The organism is Catenibacillus scindens, assembly GCF_014202115.1.
Taxonomy (GTDB): domain Bacteria; phylum Bacillota; class Clostridia; order Lachnospirales; family Lachnospiraceae; genus Catenibacillus; species Catenibacillus scindens.
The window spans coordinates 551332-568955 of the sequence record NZ_JACHFW010000001.1 but is presented as its reverse complement, the minus strand read 5'-3'; the positions used below and the strand labels follow the sequence as shown (position 1 = coordinate 568955).

Genomic DNA, 17624 nt, shown 5'->3' with positions numbered 1-17624 from the left:
GTCTTACCTCCCATCGTTGTTTTTCATGGACCGTCCCCATAACACCTGCTCAAGCTGGTCATAATCATAGGAGCGCTGGTCAAAGTTGTGAAAACGGTTGGTTTTCCTGGCGTTGTGGTCCTTGGATCCGTCAGCGGTGCCGGTGGATTCCTGGCGTTTGGCAGCCTCCGCTTTTTCCTTTTCGTGGATGTTGTCCAGCCGCTTAACATCGTCCAGACTGCCTACATTATTTTTATACCACCGTTCCAGAATTCCCTGAGCGTAGGCGAAGCTGGGCTGATGGGTGGCCTCGATGGTGCGGCGGCACGCCTCCAGAATCACCGGCATAGGGAAACCGTACTCCCTGGTCCAGCGGCGGATGTGTTCCATCTCACCGGGGGCAGGATTCCGGTTGGTAATGCCAAAGGCCCGGAGAATTTCAAAGCAGGTCTTATTATAGTAGGTTGTCCTGGCTTTTGCTTTGGCCACAGTGTCAATACCGTCTTTTGCCCAGGCGATGGCCGTCTTCTCAATATAGTGAATACTGTAGTGATCGTTGGAAACACAGTACTCAAACAGATATTCAATAAGGTCTGCGGAAAAGCCAAGCTGTTCACCGATAAAAACTATAATATTAATGTCTGTGGAACCTAAAGGTTTGCCGAGATACTGCTCAATAACAAAGAAAAGCTGCTGGCCCTTGTCCTTCTTAAAATGCTCCAGATCCGCGGCAGAGTATGCGGGGGTACCATTGTACATGTTGGTGGGGCCGGCGGTGTCCGGCATAATAGGTTCGGCGATGGTGATAGCAGGCTCTGACTCTGACGGACCTGCCGCTGCCTGGGGAACCGGCATTTCGGTCTGGGGCTGGCAGGAAGTATCAGTGATAGGGAGCAGGCGGATGGAGGTAATCAGGCGGTCGGTATAGCCAAGCAGGATCAGCCCTTCCCGTTCCCAGTATTTTAAAGCGCGGACAATGTCGCTTTCGGTCATACAGAAAGTGTCAGCGGCGCTGGCAAGGCTGACGCCAGCCCCAGGACAGGCACTATAGCGGAGAAAATAAAGGTAAACCTTGACAAAATCTCCGCTGGCTCCCGGCATATATTGGTCAATAAAAATGTTGGACAGGGGGGTGACGGAACTGTCATCCGGACCCTGAAGTGTCAATGTATTCATGGGATCACCTTCACTTTTGGCTTCTGAGGGTAGTATAGCACATTTGTCGGAAAATGAGAATAGGAGGAAAAATTTGAGGACTGTGTATAATATAAATGTGGATAATGTGGATAATGTGAATAAACGGTGGACATAATAAGTCGAATAATGTCTGGGAAATGGCGTAAAATACAGGAAAAACATAAATTATGGCGAAACTTCCCGGTGGATTTATGTAAATAAAAATATCCACAAATCTATAAACATAAAATTGTTTATAAATTTGTGGATATTGTGGATAACTCTTAACGAATCAGATCTTCACCAATGTTTACAACGTCTCCCGCACCCATAGTTATCAACAAATCACCGTGGGTACAATTTTTTTGAAGAAAATTTTCAATCTCCTCAAAGGATGGAAAATACCATACATCTTTTCCCTGATCAGCGAGGAGTTTCTGTATATCCCTGGAGTGGATATCTCCTGGATCAGTTTCCCGGGCTGGGAAAATATCCGCCAGAACAACTTTGTCCGCCGCACTGAGAGCTTTGGCGAAATCCGGCAAAAAGGCCTTTGTCCGGGAGTAAGTGTGGGGCTGGAAAACGCACCACAGTGTTTTGTGGGGATATTTCTGGGCTGTGGTCAGCGTGGCGTGGATTTCTGTGGGGTGGTGGGCGTAATCGTCGATTACTGTAACGCCGTTAAAGGAACCTTTATATTCAAAACGGCGATCTGTCCCATCATAGTTTAAAAGGCCCTGCCGGATATCCGCCATGGGGATATTAAGGCGTACAGCGGCGGCGATGGCTGCCAGAGCGTTGGTAATATTGTGGAGCCCTGTGACATTTAACTGGATGTGATCAACAAATTCATTGCGGATCATCAGGTCGAAGCTTCCCAGAGCCATATCATCAAAAGTAATATTGGAGGCGGAAAAATCGTTTGACCGGTCAAGACCGAATGTGACAACCTCACAATTCAGCCCTTCGGTGATCTCCTGGAGATGACTAATGCCGCCGTGGATGATCAGCGTCCCGTTCTCTGGAAGTTTATGGGCAAATTCCCGGAAGGAATGGCGGATATCCTGTAGATCTTTAAAGAAATCCAGATGGTCTTCTTCTATATTAAGTATGACAGACATTTTAGGAGCGAGTTTTAGAAAACTGTTGGTGTACTCGCAGGCTTCAGTGACAAAATAGGGGGAGCGGCCGATGCGGAAATTCCCGTGGATAGCTTTGAGAATACCGCCCACGCTGATGGTGGGGTCGCACTTGTTTTCAAGGAGAATATGGGACAGCATGGATGTCGTTGTTGTTTTTCCGTGAGTCCCGGCAATAGCCACAGAATTTTTATAGTGCTTCATGATCTGTCCTAAAAGTTCTGCCCTGTCCATCATAGGGATATTGTGCTGTTTGGCCGCTACAAATTCAGGGTTATCCGGGTGAATGGCAGCGGTATAGACAATAAGATCAATATCGTCGGTAATATTCTGGGCGCACTGCCCGTAGTGTATGGCAACACCCTGGGATTCAAGATGGCGGGTGATGCTGCTTTCGTGGCTGTCAGAACCGGTCACTGTAAAGCCCCGGTCCAGGAGTACTTCTGCCAAGCCGCTCATACTGATACCGCCGATGCCCATGAAATGTACTTTAATAGGGCTGTCAAAATTTAACTGGTACATAAATTATACACATCCTGTCTGTTATTTATAAAAGCCCGGCCATTTGGCGAACCCCGTGAGGGGGCTATATGCCAGTGCCAGGTGAAATATTAATTTGACCTTCATCATGATTTATGTTCATTATAAACACAGTTTATAAAAAAAGCAAAGGCTTTATGTAAAAAAGGGGAACTGTTACGAAAAGCATAACAGTTTATGACTTTTCACAGAAGCCATAATCCTTGCTGCTTCCGGCGTAAAATAGTGATCCTTGTGAGGGTCAAACAGTTGTGTAGGGTAAAAATATCTAAAAAATGGTCTTTGCTCCTGTGTAAATATATTCAAAAGAACGAATCGAATTGAGACGAAAAAACTCGAAAAATGGTAAGATTGCATAGATTAGAAGCTTAAAAATAAAAAAAACTGGTAAAAGTATTCACATTTAGAAGGAATGGTGGTATAATGAAAAACACATGGTGGACATGTACTGCTGCTTTATTATTAAGGCCAGTCAGCCCGCCGATAAACTCAGTTTAACACATAAATAAAACAACAAGAGGTGATTGCGTGATCAAGAAAGAAATGATAGCAATGCTGCTGGCGGGAGGCCAGGGCAGCAGGCTGGGAGTCCTGACTGCCAATGTGGCCAAGCCCGCCGTTGCATTTGGCGGCAAATATAGAATCATTGATTTCCCTTTAAGCAACTGCATCAACTCCGGTATCGACACGGTAGGTGTTTTGACGCAGTACAGACATTTAAAGCTGAATACCCATATCGGCATCGGTGTTCCATGGGATCTGGACCGTAATTACGGCGGAGTGACCCTTCTTCCGCCTTACGAGAAGACCGAACATTCCGATTGGTACTCCGGTACAGCCAACGCCATCTATCAGAATATGGAGTACATAGAGAGTTATCATCCAGAATATGTACTGATCCTTGGAGGAGATCATATTTATAAGATGGACTATGAGGTGATGCTGGACTATCACAAATCAAGAAATGCCGATGTGACCATCGCCTGTATGCCGGTGCCCTGGGAGGAGGCCAGCCGGTTTGGAGTTGTGGTGGCGGATGCCACCGGCAATATTCAGGAATTTGAGGAGAAGCCGGAGAAACCCAGCAGCAATCTGGCGTCCATGGGTATTTATATTTTTAACTGGAGTGTTTTGAAGGAAGCACTTCTGACATTAAAGAGCGTCCCCGGTTGTGATTTTGGAAAGCATGTGATCCCTTACGTTCATGATAAAAACCATAACTGCTATGTTTATGAGTTTAATGGATACTGGAAAGATGTGGGAACTTTAGGTTCCTACTGGGAAGCCAATATGGAGCTGATCGACATTATTCCCGAATTTAATTTGTATGAGGAATTTTGGAAGATCTACACCAACAATGATATTATCACGCCTCTTTACTTTGGGGAGTCCTCAAAAGTGGAGCGGTGCATCATCGGCGAGGGCGCTGAAGTTTACGGCGAAGTGTCCGGAAGCGTCATTGGCGCCGGCGTGACCATCGGCGAGGGCGCCGTGGTGAAAAATTCTATTATTATGCGGGGCGCGTCCATCGGAGCCGGCTGTGTCATTGATAAGGCCATTATCGGCGAGAATGTGAAGGTGGGCGATCATGTGGAGATGGGCGTGGGCGAGTTTGCGCCTAGTGTCTTAAACCCCAAGGTTTACGCTTTTGATCTTGTGACGATCGCTGAAAACTCAGAGATTCCGTCAGATGTAAAGATCGGTAAAAATACAGCGATTTCCGGCGTTACTTTTGCAGAAGATTATCCGGATGGGTTACTGGCAGGCGGACAGGCAATAATTAAGGCAGGTGATATGTGATGAGAGCAATAGGTATTGTATTGGCAGGCGGAAGCAATAATAAGATGGAAGAATTATCCAAACGCAGAGCTGTCGCGGCGATGCCCGTTGCGGGAAGCTTTCGCTGTGTGGATTTTGCTCTGAGCAATATGACCAATTCCCATATTAAGAAAGTCGCTGTCATGACCCAGTATAACGCCCGGTCATTAAATCAGCATTTAAACTCATCCAAATGGTGGGATTTTGGCAGAAAGCAGGGAGGACTTTTTGTTCTCACTCCCACCATCACCGATGATAACAGTTACTGGTACCGGGGGACGGCAGATGCTATTTATCAGAACCTGGATTTCCTGAAGGACTGTCATGAACCCTATGTGATCATCACTTCCGGGGACTGTATCTACAAACTGGATTACAATAAAGTGCTGGAATATCATATTTCCAGAAAAGCGGACATCACTGTTGTCTATAAAGAGATGGATCCTGAGGAAGACGATCTGACCCGCTTTGGTGTTATAAAGCTGGATGATCAGGAACGTATCACTGATTTTGAGGAGAAACCTCTGGTGGCCCGTCAGAATCTTGTGTCTACGGGAATTTACGTAATCCGGCGCAGGCATCTCATTGAGCTTCTGGAGAAAGCCCATGGGGAGCAGAGAAATGATTTTGTTCAGGATATTCTTGTAAGATATAAGGAGCAGAAACGGATCTTCGGCTATAAGATGGAAGGGTACTGGCGCAATATCGCCACCCTGGATTCCTATTTTAAGGCCAATAAGGATTTCCTAAAAAAAGAAGTGAGGGATTACTTTTTCAAGGAATATCCCAGCGTTTACTCAAAGATTGCGGACTTGCCGCCGGCCAAGTTTAATCCCGGAGCCAACGTGAAAAACAGTCTGATCTCCAGTGGCTGTATTGTCAACGGGGATGTGGAAGATTCTGTTCTTTTTAAGAAAGTTTATGTTGGAAACAACTGTGTGATCCGCAATTCCATCATTTTAAATGATGTCTATATCGGCGATAATACAGTGATTGAGAACTGTATTGTAGAGAGCAGAGATACGATCCGGGCAAATACTTCCTACACCGGTGAAGATGGAAAGATAAAAGTTGTTATTGAAGACAATGAGCGCTATATTCTTTGATTAAGGCAGCCATTGAATTGAATATGTTAAGAACTTAAGGGGGACTTGCACTATGCAGATTACAGATGTGAGAGTACGAAAAGTCAGCAAAGAAGGTAAAATGAAAGCCGTTGTATCCATTACCCTGGATAATGAGTTTGTTGTCCATGATATTAAAGTGATTGAAGGAGAAAAAGGCTTATTTATCGCAATGCCCAGCAGAAAAGCGGCAGACGGGGAGTATCGTGATATTGCCCATCCTATTAATTCCGAGACACGGGAGAGGATACAAAATATCATTCTCCAGAAATACGAGATCGCTGCTCTGGAAAGTGAAGAGGAAGAAGCGCAGGCCCAGTTTTAAAGAAGGCTAAAAAGGCTGTCTGAAAGAATTTTAAGACCGCATGGCGGACATTATCTGTCCGCAGTGCGGTCTTTTTAATAAGTTTCTCCGGCTGCCCCTTGCAAAGGGCTTTTTTTTGTGCGTATAATAGAGGGGCAACAAAAAGAAAGCTGGTGAGATATGTATATAATCGCAGGGTTGGGAAATCCGACCAAGACTTATGAAGGAACCCGCCATAACATTGGCTTTGAGGTAATCGACCGCCTGGCAGACCGGTGCCGTACACAGGTCACTGTGAGAAAGAATAAAGTTCTGTACGCAAAGGCTATACTGGAAGGTGAGCGGGTGATTTTGATCAAACCCCAGACCTATATGAACCTGTCCGGCGAGGCGGTTCGTGAAGTGGCGGATTACTATAAAACGGAACCTGAAAATATTATCGTTATCTACGATGATATTAATCTGGAACCGGGGCAGCTCCGTGTCCGGCAAAAAGGCAGCGCCGGTGGGCATAACGGCATTAAAAATATTATCGCTCATCTGGGAACACAGGAATTTCCACGAGTCCGGGTGGGCGTGGGAGAGAAGCCCAAAGGCTGGGATCTGGCAGATTATGTGCTGGCCCGTTTTAGTCCGGAGGACAGGAAGATTATGGACGAGGCGGTAGATCTGGCTGCGGACGCTGTGGAAATGATCCTGAGGGAAGGCGTGGCCGCGGCGATGAACACATATAACGCAAAGAAAAAATGACAGCTTTGTAAAACGGGAGGGAGACCATTTGAAAGCTTTTTTTGAACCGTTGCAGGAGATGGGCGAATTTGAGAAAATCCGGGAGGATATCGGGAAAGACCGGCTGCCTATCCATATTGACGGATGCATTGACGCCCAGAAAAGTCACTTTGCCTGGGCTCTTTCCGGGGATTTTAAGTATAAGATCCTGATCACTTATGACGAGGCAAAAGCCAGGGAGCTTTATGAAGACTACCGTTTTTTTGACCGGAACGTTCTTTTTTATCCGGCGAAAGATGTGATTTTTTACAACGTGGATATTCATGGCAATCTGATTGTCAGCCAGCGGCTGAAAGTGATCCGCCGGCTTTTGGATGGCGAACCCCTCACCGTGGTCACAACCATTGATGCTCTCTTAGACCGGGTACTTCCCCTGTCGCTGATCCGTTCCCATCAGATCATTGTGGAGAGCGGGGCAGTCGTTGATACGGAGGATTTAAAGATCCGGCTGCTGAATATGGGCTTTGAGCGTGTGGGACAGGTGGAAGGTCCCGGACAGTTTGCCGTCCGCGGCGGCATTATCGACATTTATAATATGTCCGATGACTGCCCTTATCGTATTGAGTTGTGGGACGATGAGGTGGATTCTATTCGCAGCTTTGATGTGGAGAGCCAGCGTTCTATTGAGCAGGTGGAAACATTGACCATTTATCCCGCCTCAGAGTTTGTATTTACAAAAGAGATCTTAAATGCAGGCGTGGATAAAATACGCCGGGCCAGAGATGAAGGGGTAAAGAAATTTTTAAAAGACAAAAATAATGACGCGGCCCTCCATCTGAACCAGACGATCGACGAGCTTTTGGAAGGGATCGAGGAAACTTACTCTTCTATAAATATTGACAGCTTTATCCCCTACTTTTACGGAAATACATGTTCTTTTTTGGAATATTTTTCAAGGGAAGAAACAGTCTTTTTCCTGGATGAGCCGGTGCGGCTGGAAGAAAAGTGCCGGGCGGTGGAGCTGGAGTTCCATGAGGGGATGACCGGGCGTCTGGAGAAGGGCTATATTCTTTCCGGACAGATGGACGTGCTTTTTATGAGCCGGACCATTTTTGCCCGTCTGGAAATGGGAAAAACGGTGATGCTCAGCACTATCGCCCAGCGGATACGGGAGCTTACGGTGAAAGAGAGCTATAATCTGACAGTAAAATCCATCAATCCATACAACAGCAATTTTGAGCTGCTTGTAAAAGAACTGGAGCGGTGGAAAAGGGGGCAGTACCGGATCATTTTAGTGTGCCGCTCCCAGACCCGCGCCCAGCGGCTGGCCAAAGACCTGACAGAATATGATCTGAACGCTTTTTATACCCCGGATATGGACCGGATTGTCCAGAGCGGGGAAATCATGATCGTCCACGGCAGCCTTGGCCGGGGGATGGAGTACCCTCTTATTAAGTTTGCCATTGTGGCGGAGAGCGATATTTTCGGGGAAGAAAAGAAGAAAAAACGCCGCCCTAAAATCCATGAAGGGGAGAAGGTCCGCAGTTTTGCTGATCTTTCCGTGGGCGACTATGTCATCCATGAAAATCATGGATTGGGAGTTTACCAGGGGATTGAGAAGGTGGAGGTGGACGGTGTTACCAAGGATTATATAAAGATTCAGTATGCCGCCGGAGGAAACCTTTATATTCTGGCCACCCAGTTGGATATGATACAAAAGTACGCCGGAGCCGGAGGGCGGCATCCGAAATTGAACAAGCTGGGCGGCCCTGAGTGGGGGAAGACCAGGGCAAAGGTACACAAGGCTGTCCGGGAACTGGCCACAGACCTTATCCGCCTTTACGCTGCAAGGGAGTCAAAGACCGGATTTGCCTACAGTCCGGATACAGTGTGGCAGCGGGAGTTTGAGGAAATGTTTCCCTATGAAGAAACGGCGGATCAGCTCACAGCTATTGAGGCCACGAAAAAGGATATGGAAAGCACAAAGATTATGGACCGGCTCATCTGCGGCGACGTGGGCTACGGAAAGACTGAGGTGGCCATCCGGGCCGCCTTCAAGGCAGTGCAGGATGGAAAACAGGTGGTGCTGTTAGTGCCTACCACCATCCTGGCCCAGCAGCACTATAATACCTTTGTCCAGAGGATGAAAGATTATCCGGTGACTGTGGATCTTTTATGCCGGTTCCGGTCAAAAGCCCAACAGACGGCCACCTTGAAGGAATTGAAAAAAGGCATGGTGGATATCCTTATCGGAACCCACCGGGTACTGTCCAAAGATGTGGAATTTAAAGACCTGGGCCTACTCATTGTCGATGAGGAGCAGCGCTTCGGGGTGACCCACAAAGAGAAAATTAAAAAAATGAAGGAAAACGTGGATGTTCTTACGCTGACAGCCACACCTATACCAAGGACCCTCCATATGAGCCTGGTGGGGATACGGGATATGAGTGTGCTGGAAGAACCGCCCATGGACCGCATGCCTGTTCAGACCTATGTCATGGAGTTTAATGAGGAAATGGTCCGGGAGGCGATTAACCGTGAGCTGTCCAGAGGGGGCCAGGTCTACTATGTATTTAACCGGGTCAACGGTATCCAGGAAATGGCTGCGGCTATCAGCCGGCTAGTGCCTGACGCCCAGGTGGCCTACGCCCACGGGCAGATGAACGAGCGGGAGTTGGAAAAGATCATGTATGGTTTTATTAACGGTGAGATCGACGTCCTTGTATCCACAACCATTATTGAGACGGGACTTGATATTTCCAATGTGAATACAATGATCATCCATGACGCGGATAAACTTGGACTGTCCCAGCTCTATCAGCTCCGCGGCCGGGTAGGGCGGTCCAACCGCACTGCCTACGCCTTTTTAATGTACCGGCGTAACACTATCCTTCGGGAAGTGGCGGAAAAACGTCTGTCGGCTATCCGTGAATTTACAGAGCTTGGCTCCGGGTTTAAGATCGCTATGAGAGATCTGGAGATCCGGGGGGCGGGAAATCTTCTCGGTGAGCAGCAGAGCGGACATATGGAGGCTGTAGGTTATGATCTGTACTGCAAAATGCTCAACGAGGCGGTGAAGGAACAGCGGGGCGAAGAAGTTGAGGAAGATTTCGAGACGACTATTGACCTTGATATGGACGCCTATATTCCTGCAACCTACATTCGCAACGAGTTCCAAAAGCTGGATATTTATAAGCGTATTGCGGCCATATCTTCCCAGGAGGAATATGAGGAGATGGCCGACGAGCTGATGGACCGGTTTGGAGAGCTGCCTAAAGCTGTCCAGAATCTTCTAGGCATTGCCTTGGTGAAAGCCCTTGCTCACAGCGCGGGGGTTTCTGCGATTACCCATCGGGGCAATGAGACAAAAGTGACTATGTTTCCACGGGCCAAAGTTCGGGGGGAGCGTATTGGTCCTCTTCTGGAAAAGTACCGGGGGGCCATGAAGTTTACTATGGGGGATAACCCTTACTTTTCAGTGAAAACAAAAAGCGGGCCGGGATTTGACCTGATCCGCTGTGAGAAGATACTTATCTCAGATATAAAAACATTAACAGGGGAATAATTTTTCGTAACAGTTTAGGGCGGCGGGAAAACATCCGATGCTTCTTGTCCGGCCACAGGACGGACAAGAAGATGCGCCGCCCCGAATAGTTACAACTTTTCCCGGAAAGGATATTGGAACATGATTAAATTACTGAAAAAAACAACTGCAGCGGCTGCGGCGCTCTGCCTCGCGGCTGGAATGATCGCCGGCTGCGGAGAAAATACGGCGGATACTAACGGGCAGACCCAGGCGTCCCAGACAGAGGAGAGCGGGGCGCAGACCGGCGGGGAATCGGAGACGGATGTTCAGGAGACGGAGGCTGTGACTGAAAACCAGCCGGTGGACCCTGACGCTGTGGCCCTGACCATCGACGGCGTGGATATTATGGCGCCGGAGCTGTTTTATAATTATCTGAGTATGCGAACTCAGATGGAATACACCGGGTCTATTGACTGGACAATGACTTTGTCGGAGGACGGGATGACCTACGGAGATTATCTGAAACGTCTTGTGGAAAGCCAGGTTCTCCAGACCGCGTTCTGGAATACCATGGCAGAGGAGGATCAGATCACCTTATCTGATGACGATCACGAACAGATCGCTGAAAACCTTGCCAGCTTCAACGCCAATGTCTCTGATGCGGACAAGGAATTTTACGGTTTTAATGATGAAAATGTGACCCAGATCCTTGAGCATCTGTCCATCGCGGCGAAAGTGCTGGATACAGAGGTGGAAAAGCAGATCGCCCAGTTTACGGAAGATGAGCAGCAGGACTGTATTTTCCGCACAGTTGATCATATTCTCCTGCTGACGGCTGCACCTGAGGAGACCAATGACTCCGGGGAAACACAAAGCATGTCTGAGTCAGAAGCCCAGAGCTACAAAGAGTCCCGTTACGCTCAGGCCCAGGAAATTCTTGAGCGGGCCCAGGCCGGAGAGGATTTTGAGGCACTGGCGGAAGAATATAATGAGGATAGCGGTTTTGAGTATTCTCTTAACCGGAACGGGGAGAGTCCTGACGGAGTGACTTATGTCCAGGAATTTACCGATGGCGCCTTTGCCCTGGCTGAAGGGGAGATGGCTATTGTTGAGACAGAGTACGGTTATCATGTGATGAAGTGCGTTTCTGAAAATAACGAGGAGCTTACCCAGTCCGCCCAGCGCAGTCTGGCGGTGAGCAAGTATAACGAGACTTACCAGCAGTGGCTGGAGGATAATAACCCTGAGTTTTATCAGGGATGGCAGGACTTTGTCGTGTTGAACACGCCTGCCCAGGAGAGCAGCGGTGAGACAGAGGCGTCTGACCAGAGCGGCAGCGAGGCGGACACAGCCGCCGCAGACAGCTCCAGTGACACAGCCGCCGCAGACAGCGGTGAAGGGGATGCAGGCGCCGGCCGCGGCGACAGTGAGACTGACGCCGGACAGACGGAGACGGCGGCTCAGTAACGGGAAAAGGACAGACCGGTGGTGGGTTACTGTTCACTGGCAAGCCAGTGAGCAGTAACCTTCGCAGGCTTATTTAAAGTTTTGCTTCGCAAAAGAAGCCTGCGAACACCTGAATCACGTTCTTACGCAGCCATACAGCAAGTGTCTGGCTGCTGTGTGAAGGTAACGGAGGTGGTACTGTGAAAAAGGGAAAAAAGAAGAAAAACATTGTCCTTAACGTTATTTTGGTGATCGCACTGATCTGCTTTGTAGGGAGTGGCGGATATTTGCTGAAATATTACTGGGATGGATGGCAGTCTCAGCGGGAGATTTCTGCTCTGGAAGATCTCATCCTGCCTGATGACCAGGTGGCCGACCAGTCCTCATCGGAAAGGGAAAATCCGGAGACTTCCGGCGAAGGGGCTGAGACAGAGGCTTCTAACCGCTACGCCAGGCTTGTGGAGCAGAATCCGGATTTTGTGGGCTGGATTGAGATCGAGGGTACTGCTGTCAGCTATCCGGTGATGTACACTCCTGAGGACTCTCAGTATTATCTTCACAGGAACTTTGACAAAGAGTATGAGTACAGCGGTCTGCCCTTTGTGGACGGGGCCTGTACTCTGGAGCCTCGAAGTACCAACGTGATCATTTACGGCCACAATATGAAAAATGATACGATGTTCAGTCATCTTCTGGACTACCAGGATGAGGATTTTTATAAAGAACACCCGGAAATTACTTTCAATACCATTTACGGCGACGGGCAGTATGCCATTGTGTCCGTGATCCTTGGCCGGGCGCTCTATGAAAATGAAGATGGATTTCGCTACTATGGTCTGATCAATGCTGCCTCCAAGGAGGAGTTTGATCAGTATATGGACAACATCCATGCACTTGAGCTGTATGACACCGGAGTGGACGCCTCCTACGGCGATGAACTGCTTACCCTGTCCACCTGCGAGTATTCCCAGGAAAACGGGCGGCTGGCCATAATTGCAAAAAAGATATAGCCTTAACCGGGAAAATGTGCTACAATACACTCAGTACCATTGGTAAAAACTACTAATGATAGAGCGAAATAAATTCGTTAAATTATCAAGAAACAACAAAAAACGCGGTACGGCAATTAAACCAGGAGGTAGCTTTATGAATGTATTTGTAGTAAACTGTGGTAGCTCATCATTAAAATACCAGCTTATTGACGCCCAGTCGGAAGTGGTGCTGGCCAAAGGTCTTTGCGAGCGCATTGGCATTGAAGGCAGTCAGATCGTCTATAAGCCGGCCAGAGGCAAAAGAAGCGGCGATAAGATTGTGATCCAGTCCCCTATGCCTGATCACACCAATGCCATCCGCATGGTGCTGGAATGTCTGGTTAACGAAGACTATGGTGTGATCGGTTCTCTGGAGGAGATCGGTGCTATCGGACACCGGGTAGCTCACGGCGGCGAAAAGCTGGCGTCCTCTGTAGTCATTGATGATGAGGTTCTCAAAGATATTGAGGAGTGCTGTGAACTGGCTCCTTTACATAATCCGGCCAATCTCATCGGCATCAATGTGTGTCATGATCTGATGCCCCATGTTCCCATGGTTGCTGTGTTTGATACAGCATTTCATCAGACTATGCCGGAAAAAGCCTATCTGTATGGTCTTCCCTACCGCTATTATACTGATTATAAGATCCGCCGTTACGGTTTCCACGGGACTTCTCACAGCTATGTGTCTAAAAAGGCAGCCCAGATCCTTGACAAACCTTATGAGTCCTTAAAGACTATCGTCTGCCATCTGGGTAACGGCGCCAGCATATGCGCCGTTAAAAATGGAAAATCTGTGGATACAAGTATGGGATTTACTCCGGTGGCAGGACTGGTCATGGGTACCCGCTGCGGCGACATTGACCCGGCCATCGTAGATTATCTTGTAGAGAAAGAACACAAGACTGTTCATGAGATCAATACGATTCTTAATAAGGAATCGGGGATCTACGGCCTGTCCGGCGGCCTGGTAGACTTCCGTGACATCCGCAAGGGCTGTCAGGAAGGGGATGAAAAGTGCCTGCGGGCCATGGACGTCTTTATGTATAATATTGCCACACGTGTGGGCGCCTACGCGGCAGCTATGAACGGCGTGGATGTTATCGTTTTTACCGCCGGCATCGGCGAGAACGGCGACCAGATGCGCAAGGATATCTGTGAGCAGTACTGGTCCTATATGGGTATAAAGATTGACGATGAGAAGAATCGTCTCTCCGGAGAGGATGTGGTTATTTCCACACCGGATTCTAAAGTGACTGTGATGGTTATCGGAACAAACGAGGAACTGATGATCGCCAGGGAGACAATGGCTCTTGTAAAGGAATGAAAAGGATTCTCCGGGCATATTCTGTAACAATCATGTGGGCCGGATAAAGTCCGGCAGGGATATGTCAAAGGTGGGGATCTTATGAAGGGAAAGATTCTGCCAATTATGGTAATCGGTATTATTTTATATCTGATTCCCTGGGCGGTAACATTATGCATACGAAAGAACATCCCTGAGGAGAAGGGCGAAACCTTTGACTCAGGGATTCGTGTTTATTTAAGCAATGGCGATCAGGTAAACTCCATGGATCTGGACGAATATCTGGTGGGGGTGGTGGCTGCTCAGATTCCGGGGGATTCTCCACTGGAAGCCTTAAAGGCTCAGTCAGTCATTGCCAGGACCTATGCTATGAACACTATTGGAGAGCGGAAAAGCGTGGAGGCTACAGAGCTTTCTCTTCCCTATTATTCCGATGGAGTTTTGCGCAGCGAATATGGGGAAAATTACAGCGCCTATCACGGAGCAATCTGTCAGGCTGTGAATGGCACCACGGAAGAAATCCTTACCTATGAGGGCAGCGCAGTCATCCCGGTATTTTTTAAATGCGGCAGCGGAAAGACCCGGGACGCCGGGGAGGTATGGGGAAGCTCTATTCCCTATCTTGTTTCCGTGGACAGCGCCTGGGACACGGACTGTGAGACCTGCCCACAGGAGATCGTTATGGATGTGGAAAAATGTATTGACCTGCTCAAAGGCGGGTTTAAGGATTTCCAGGCGTCACCGGAAACCTTTAAGGATACGGTGCAGATCCTTGAGCGGGACGGCAGCGGTTATGTGACCCGCATACAGATGGGAAACTGTGAGTTTACAGGGGAGGAGGCGCGTACTGCCCTGAATCTTCCGTCTTCTAATTTTGAGGTGCGGGCAAAAAGCAAAACGATTACCTTTAACGTGACGGGAATCGGACACGGCGTAGGATTGAGCCAGTGGGGAGCCTGCGCCATGGCCCAGGAGGGACAGGGGTACGAGCAGATCCTGTCCTGGTATTTCCCCGGCACAGCCATTGACACCTGAAGACTTTTGGGAGCGAAGAATCATTCTTCCCAGGATTCTTTAAGTCTTATATGTATAAAACTTCGGATTATGGTGAGACTATAGTCAGAGGTGATAATGGTGAAAAGGAATCTATTTAATTTTTTCAGAAACAAAGGATTTTATCTGGCCATCGGAGTATGCGCCTTAGCGATCGTGGCAGTCGCGGGGGTTGTTAATTATCAGTCATCCATGCAGGATCAGCAGATTGCTGAGAATGCGGCCGGATTTGAAGACGTGCCTGAGTCTGCCAGCGGCGCTGATGCCGTGGCGGATAACCGGACAGAAGATAATGATTACGATATGGATTACACCGAAGGTTATAATGCTGATGAGGTACAGGAGATTTTAAATGAAATGCAGGAGGAAGCGGCAAGAGCCCAGAGTGACGCCATCGCCGCCAATTCCGGGGAAGTTTCAGGCGTTGACGGCGCCCAGACTTCCGGTGAGGAAGATCAGGAAAGTACCGGTGAGTCCGCGCAGAGTACCTTTGCCGGATTTGATGGGACACAGAAGATGAGCTGGCCGGTTCAGGGGGATATCCTTCTGGATTACAGTATGGATACCACTGTATACTACAAAACTTTGGATCAATATAAATGCAATCCGGGAGTGCTTATTGCCACATCCATCAACACTCCTGTCAATGCGGCCTATGAAGGTACTGTTGCCTCGGTTACCAATGATGCGGCTCTGGGAACTGTTGTTACCATTGACATGGGCAACGGTTATCAGGCTTCTTACGGCCAGCTTAAAGATGTTACCGTCGAAGCTGGAAATACTGTTGAGAAAGGACAGACCATAGGAACAGTGGCTCAGCCGACAAAATACTTTGGCGAAGAAGGAAGTCATCTCTATTTTCAACTGACAAAAGACGGACAGCCAACCGATCCCAAAACCTTTATGGAATAAGAGAGGGGCAGGCATGTCCCTTGCACCAACCTGGCAGGCGTTTGCCGGATCATTGATTCCGGAAAACGCCTGCTTTTTATGTCCGGAAAGTGGACGGCGCAGGGAACACATTGCCGTTCCGGCGCATATATTATAACAAACGGCAAAAACTGCAGTAATTTGGCCGTTTGATCAGGTCTGAGGGCAGACCTGATGCGAGCAGCCGGTGTGTCATGTCAGCGGTGAATCCAATATGGAGCTGTTTTGGACAGTACATATTGAAAATCCGCAGCATATGAATTTTTACAGTGTCATCCACCGCCCCATAACATTTCAGGCTGCTTAATTATAGAGGGCCGGCTTTTGGCCGGCCTGTACATATATTAACTGTTTGGCCCGTCTATTCCGGATGGCTGAACATGAGAGAGTGACCGTTCAGCCCGCGCCTACGCTGCGCCGCGCTGATGGGTTGGACTTTAACGTATAAAGTTTGTGAAAATGGCCGGCTCTTTTTCAGGAAATCCGAAGGCTTCTTTGCCAAGCTGGATACTTTTAATGAGGAAGGCCATATTCTGTCCGAGAATGCGCATGGTCTGGAGCCCTTCTTTATCCTGGAGAGCTTCCTGGGCGTTGTTGCCGTGGATCATGTTCCAGTAACGGCTGGAGGCGATGGGCATATTGGAAATGGTAAAGTATTTGTTCAGCTCGTCAAAGGTTGCCGTATTTCCTCCTCTGCGGCAGCTTACCACGGAAGCGCCCACTTTCATGGATTTATCTGCATTGGAGCTGTAAAACAGCCGGTCTAGGAAGGAAATAAGGGTACCGTTGGCGGAAGCATAGTAGACGGGAGAACCGATGACCAGCCCGTTGCAGCGCTCAAATTTCGGGGCAACCTCATTGACCATATCGTCAAATACACATTTTCCAAGCTGAGAACATTTACGGCAGGCAATACATCCCCGAATGTCTTTGTTTCCCACGTGGATGATCTCCGTATCAATATTTTCACGGTTTAATGCCTGAGCCACTTCGTTGAGGGCAGTGTAAGTACATCCGTTGGCATGTGGGCTGCCATTAATCAATAAAACATTCATTCCAATTCCTCCTTGACGTGATCGTCTTCTTTTCGTTACAATATGGTGTAGGATAACCGTTTTGCCATCAGGAATACGCGGGCTGAACGGTTACGATGTAGGAGCAAAAAAAATCTTTTGACCCTGGCATCGTATTATGAGTTGCCCATTTGTCGGGCAACTCATCGTATTATTTCACAATATATTTAATCATTAAACAAGGTATCCGGTCAAGAGTAAATGAAAGCGGGCTCAGATTTATGAATTATACATACATTGTTCAATGCAGCGACGGGACGCTGTATACAGGCTGGACCAATGATATTGACAGACGGGTAAAAAACCATAACTTGGGCAGGGGGGCCAAATATACCCGGAGCCGGCGGCCGGTAAAGCTGGTTTACTGCCAGCCTTTTTTGACAAAAACAGAGGCGGCCAGAAGGGAATATTGGATTAAACAAATGCCGAGGAAAGAAAAGGAAAAGTTAT

General features: G+C 48.3%; 13 protein-coding genes and 1 pseudogene. 11 read left to right on the top strand and 3 right to left on the bottom strand.

Annotation, left to right across the window (positions count from 1 at the left end; genetic code table 11):
- Window positions 1-3: 3 nt before the first annotated feature.
- Complete coding sequence (locus tag HNP82_RS02365) at window positions 4-1155, bottom strand: DnaD domain protein (RefSeq protein WP_183771042.1); 1152 nt, start codon at window positions 1153-1155, stop codon at window positions 4-6.
- 284 nt (window positions 1156-1439) lie between these two features.
- Window positions 1440-2816 carry a UDP-N-acetylmuramate--L-alanine ligase gene (gene murC / locus HNP82_RS02360; protein WP_183771040.1) on the bottom strand — a complete coding sequence of 459 codons (1377 nt, stop codon included), beginning with the start codon at window positions 2814-2816 and terminating at the stop codon, window positions 1440-1442.
- A 546-nt stretch (window positions 2817-3362) separates the two neighbouring features.
- Here murC and HNP82_RS02355 point away from each other — a divergent pair.
- The 10 genes from HNP82_RS02355 (at window position 3363) to HNP82_RS02310 (ending at window position 16083) form a co-directional block, all read left to right on the top strand.
- Window positions 3363-4634: a glucose-1-phosphate adenylyltransferase gene (locus tag HNP82_RS02355; RefSeq protein WP_330599371.1), complete on the top strand. Its 1272-nt coding sequence runs from the start codon at window positions 3363-3365 to the stop codon at window positions 4632-4634.
- Window positions 4634-5758 carry a glucose-1-phosphate adenylyltransferase subunit GlgD gene (glgD, locus tag HNP82_RS02350; RefSeq protein ID WP_183771038.1) on the top strand — a complete coding sequence of 375 codons (1125 nt, stop codon included), beginning with the start codon at window positions 4634-4636 and terminating at the stop codon, window positions 5756-5758. Before HNP82_RS02355 ends, glgD begins: the two co-directional genes overlap by 1 nt.
- A gap of 52 nt (window positions 5759-5810) precedes the next feature.
- A complete protein-coding gene (gene spoVG / locus HNP82_RS02345) occupies window positions 5811-6101 on the top strand; it encodes a septation regulator SpoVG (RefSeq protein WP_183771036.1) in 291 nt (96 codons plus the stop codon).
- A gap of 159 nt (window positions 6102-6260) precedes the next feature.
- Complete coding sequence (gene pth / locus HNP82_RS02340) at window positions 6261-6830, top strand: aminoacyl-tRNA hydrolase (RefSeq protein WP_183771027.1); 570 nt, start codon at window positions 6261-6263, stop codon at window positions 6828-6830.
- 58 nt (window positions 6831-6888) lie between these two features.
- The gene (mfd, locus tag HNP82_RS02335; protein ID WP_183771270.1) at window positions 6889-10374 is read left to right on the top strand and encodes a transcription-repair coupling factor; all 3486 of its coding nucleotides are present in this window, start codon (window positions 6889-6891) and stop codon (window positions 10372-10374) included.
- A 120-nt stretch (window positions 10375-10494) separates the two neighbouring features.
- Complete coding sequence (locus tag HNP82_RS02330; protein ID WP_183771025.1) at window positions 10495-11802, top strand: peptidylprolyl isomerase; 1308 nt, start codon at window positions 10495-10497, stop codon at window positions 11800-11802.
- Between the two features lie 179 nt (window positions 11803-11981).
- A complete protein-coding gene (locus HNP82_RS17895; protein ID WP_183771023.1) occupies window positions 11982-12791 on the top strand; it encodes a class B sortase in 810 nt (269 codons plus the stop codon).
- A gap of 136 nt (window positions 12792-12927) precedes the next feature.
- Window positions 12928-14139 carry an acetate/propionate family kinase gene (locus HNP82_RS02320; RefSeq protein ID WP_183771021.1) on the top strand — a complete coding sequence of 404 codons (1212 nt, stop codon included), beginning with the start codon at window positions 12928-12930 and terminating at the stop codon, window positions 14137-14139.
- 81 nt (window positions 14140-14220) lie between these two features.
- Window positions 14221-15153: a stage II sporulation protein D gene (spoIID, locus tag HNP82_RS02315; protein WP_183771019.1), complete on the top strand. Its 933-nt coding sequence runs from the start codon at window positions 14221-14223 to the stop codon at window positions 15151-15153.
- 96 nt (window positions 15154-15249) lie between these two features.
- Window positions 15250-16083 carry a M23 family metallopeptidase gene (locus HNP82_RS02310; RefSeq protein WP_183771017.1) on the top strand — a complete coding sequence of 278 codons (834 nt, stop codon included), beginning with the start codon at window positions 15250-15252 and terminating at the stop codon, window positions 16081-16083.
- Window positions 16084-16538: 455 nt separating this feature from the next.
- On the opposite strand, the gene HNP82_RS02305 is transcribed toward HNP82_RS02310, so the two are convergent.
- Entirely contained in the window at window positions 16539-17156 is a 618-nt protein-coding gene (locus tag HNP82_RS02305; RefSeq protein WP_183771015.1) for a flavodoxin family protein, read from the bottom strand.
- A gap of 239 nt (window positions 17157-17395) precedes the next feature.
- Here HNP82_RS02305 and HNP82_RS18550 point away from each other — a divergent pair.
- Window positions 17396-17599 (top strand): annotated as a pseudogene (locus tag HNP82_RS18550) (GIY-YIG nuclease family protein); the annotation flags it as partial.
- Window positions 17600-17624 lie beyond the last annotated feature (25 nt).

Bases quoted from the DNA above. Each gene is read 5' to 3' on its own strand.
- HNP82_RS02365 (WP_183771042.1), bottom strand. From the start codon at position 1,155: ATGAATACATTGACACTTCAGGGTCCGGATGACAGTTCCGTCACCCCC.
- murC (WP_183771040.1), bottom strand. From the start codon at position 2,816: ATGTACCAGTTAAATTTTGACAGCCCTATTAAAGTACATTTCATGGGC.
- glgD (WP_183771038.1), top strand. From the start codon at position 4,634: ATGAGAGCAATAGGTATTGTATTGGCAGGCGGAAGCAATAATAAGATG.
- spoVG (WP_183771036.1), top strand. From the start codon at position 5,811: ATGCAGATTACAGATGTGAGAGTACGAAAAGTCAGCAAAGAAGGTAAA.
- pth (WP_183771027.1), top strand. From the start codon at position 6,261: ATGTATATAATCGCAGGGTTGGGAAATCCGACCAAGACTTATGAAGGA.
- mfd (WP_183771270.1), top strand. From the start codon at position 6,889: ATGGGCGAATTTGAGAAAATCCGGGAGGATATCGGGAAAGACCGGCTG.
- HNP82_RS02330 (WP_183771025.1), top strand. From the start codon at position 10,495: ATGATTAAATTACTGAAAAAAACAACTGCAGCGGCTGCGGCGCTCTGC.
- HNP82_RS02320 (WP_183771021.1), top strand. From the start codon at position 12,928: ATGAATGTATTTGTAGTAAACTGTGGTAGCTCATCATTAAAATACCAG.
- spoIID (WP_183771019.1), top strand. From the start codon at position 14,221: ATGAAGGGAAAGATTCTGCCAATTATGGTAATCGGTATTATTTTATAT.
- HNP82_RS02310 (WP_183771017.1), top strand. From the start codon at position 15,250: ATGGTGAAAAGGAATCTATTTAATTTTTTCAGAAACAAAGGATTTTAT.
- HNP82_RS02305 (WP_183771015.1), bottom strand. From the start codon at position 17,156: ATGAATGTTTTATTGATTAATGGCAGCCCACATGCCAACGGATGTACT.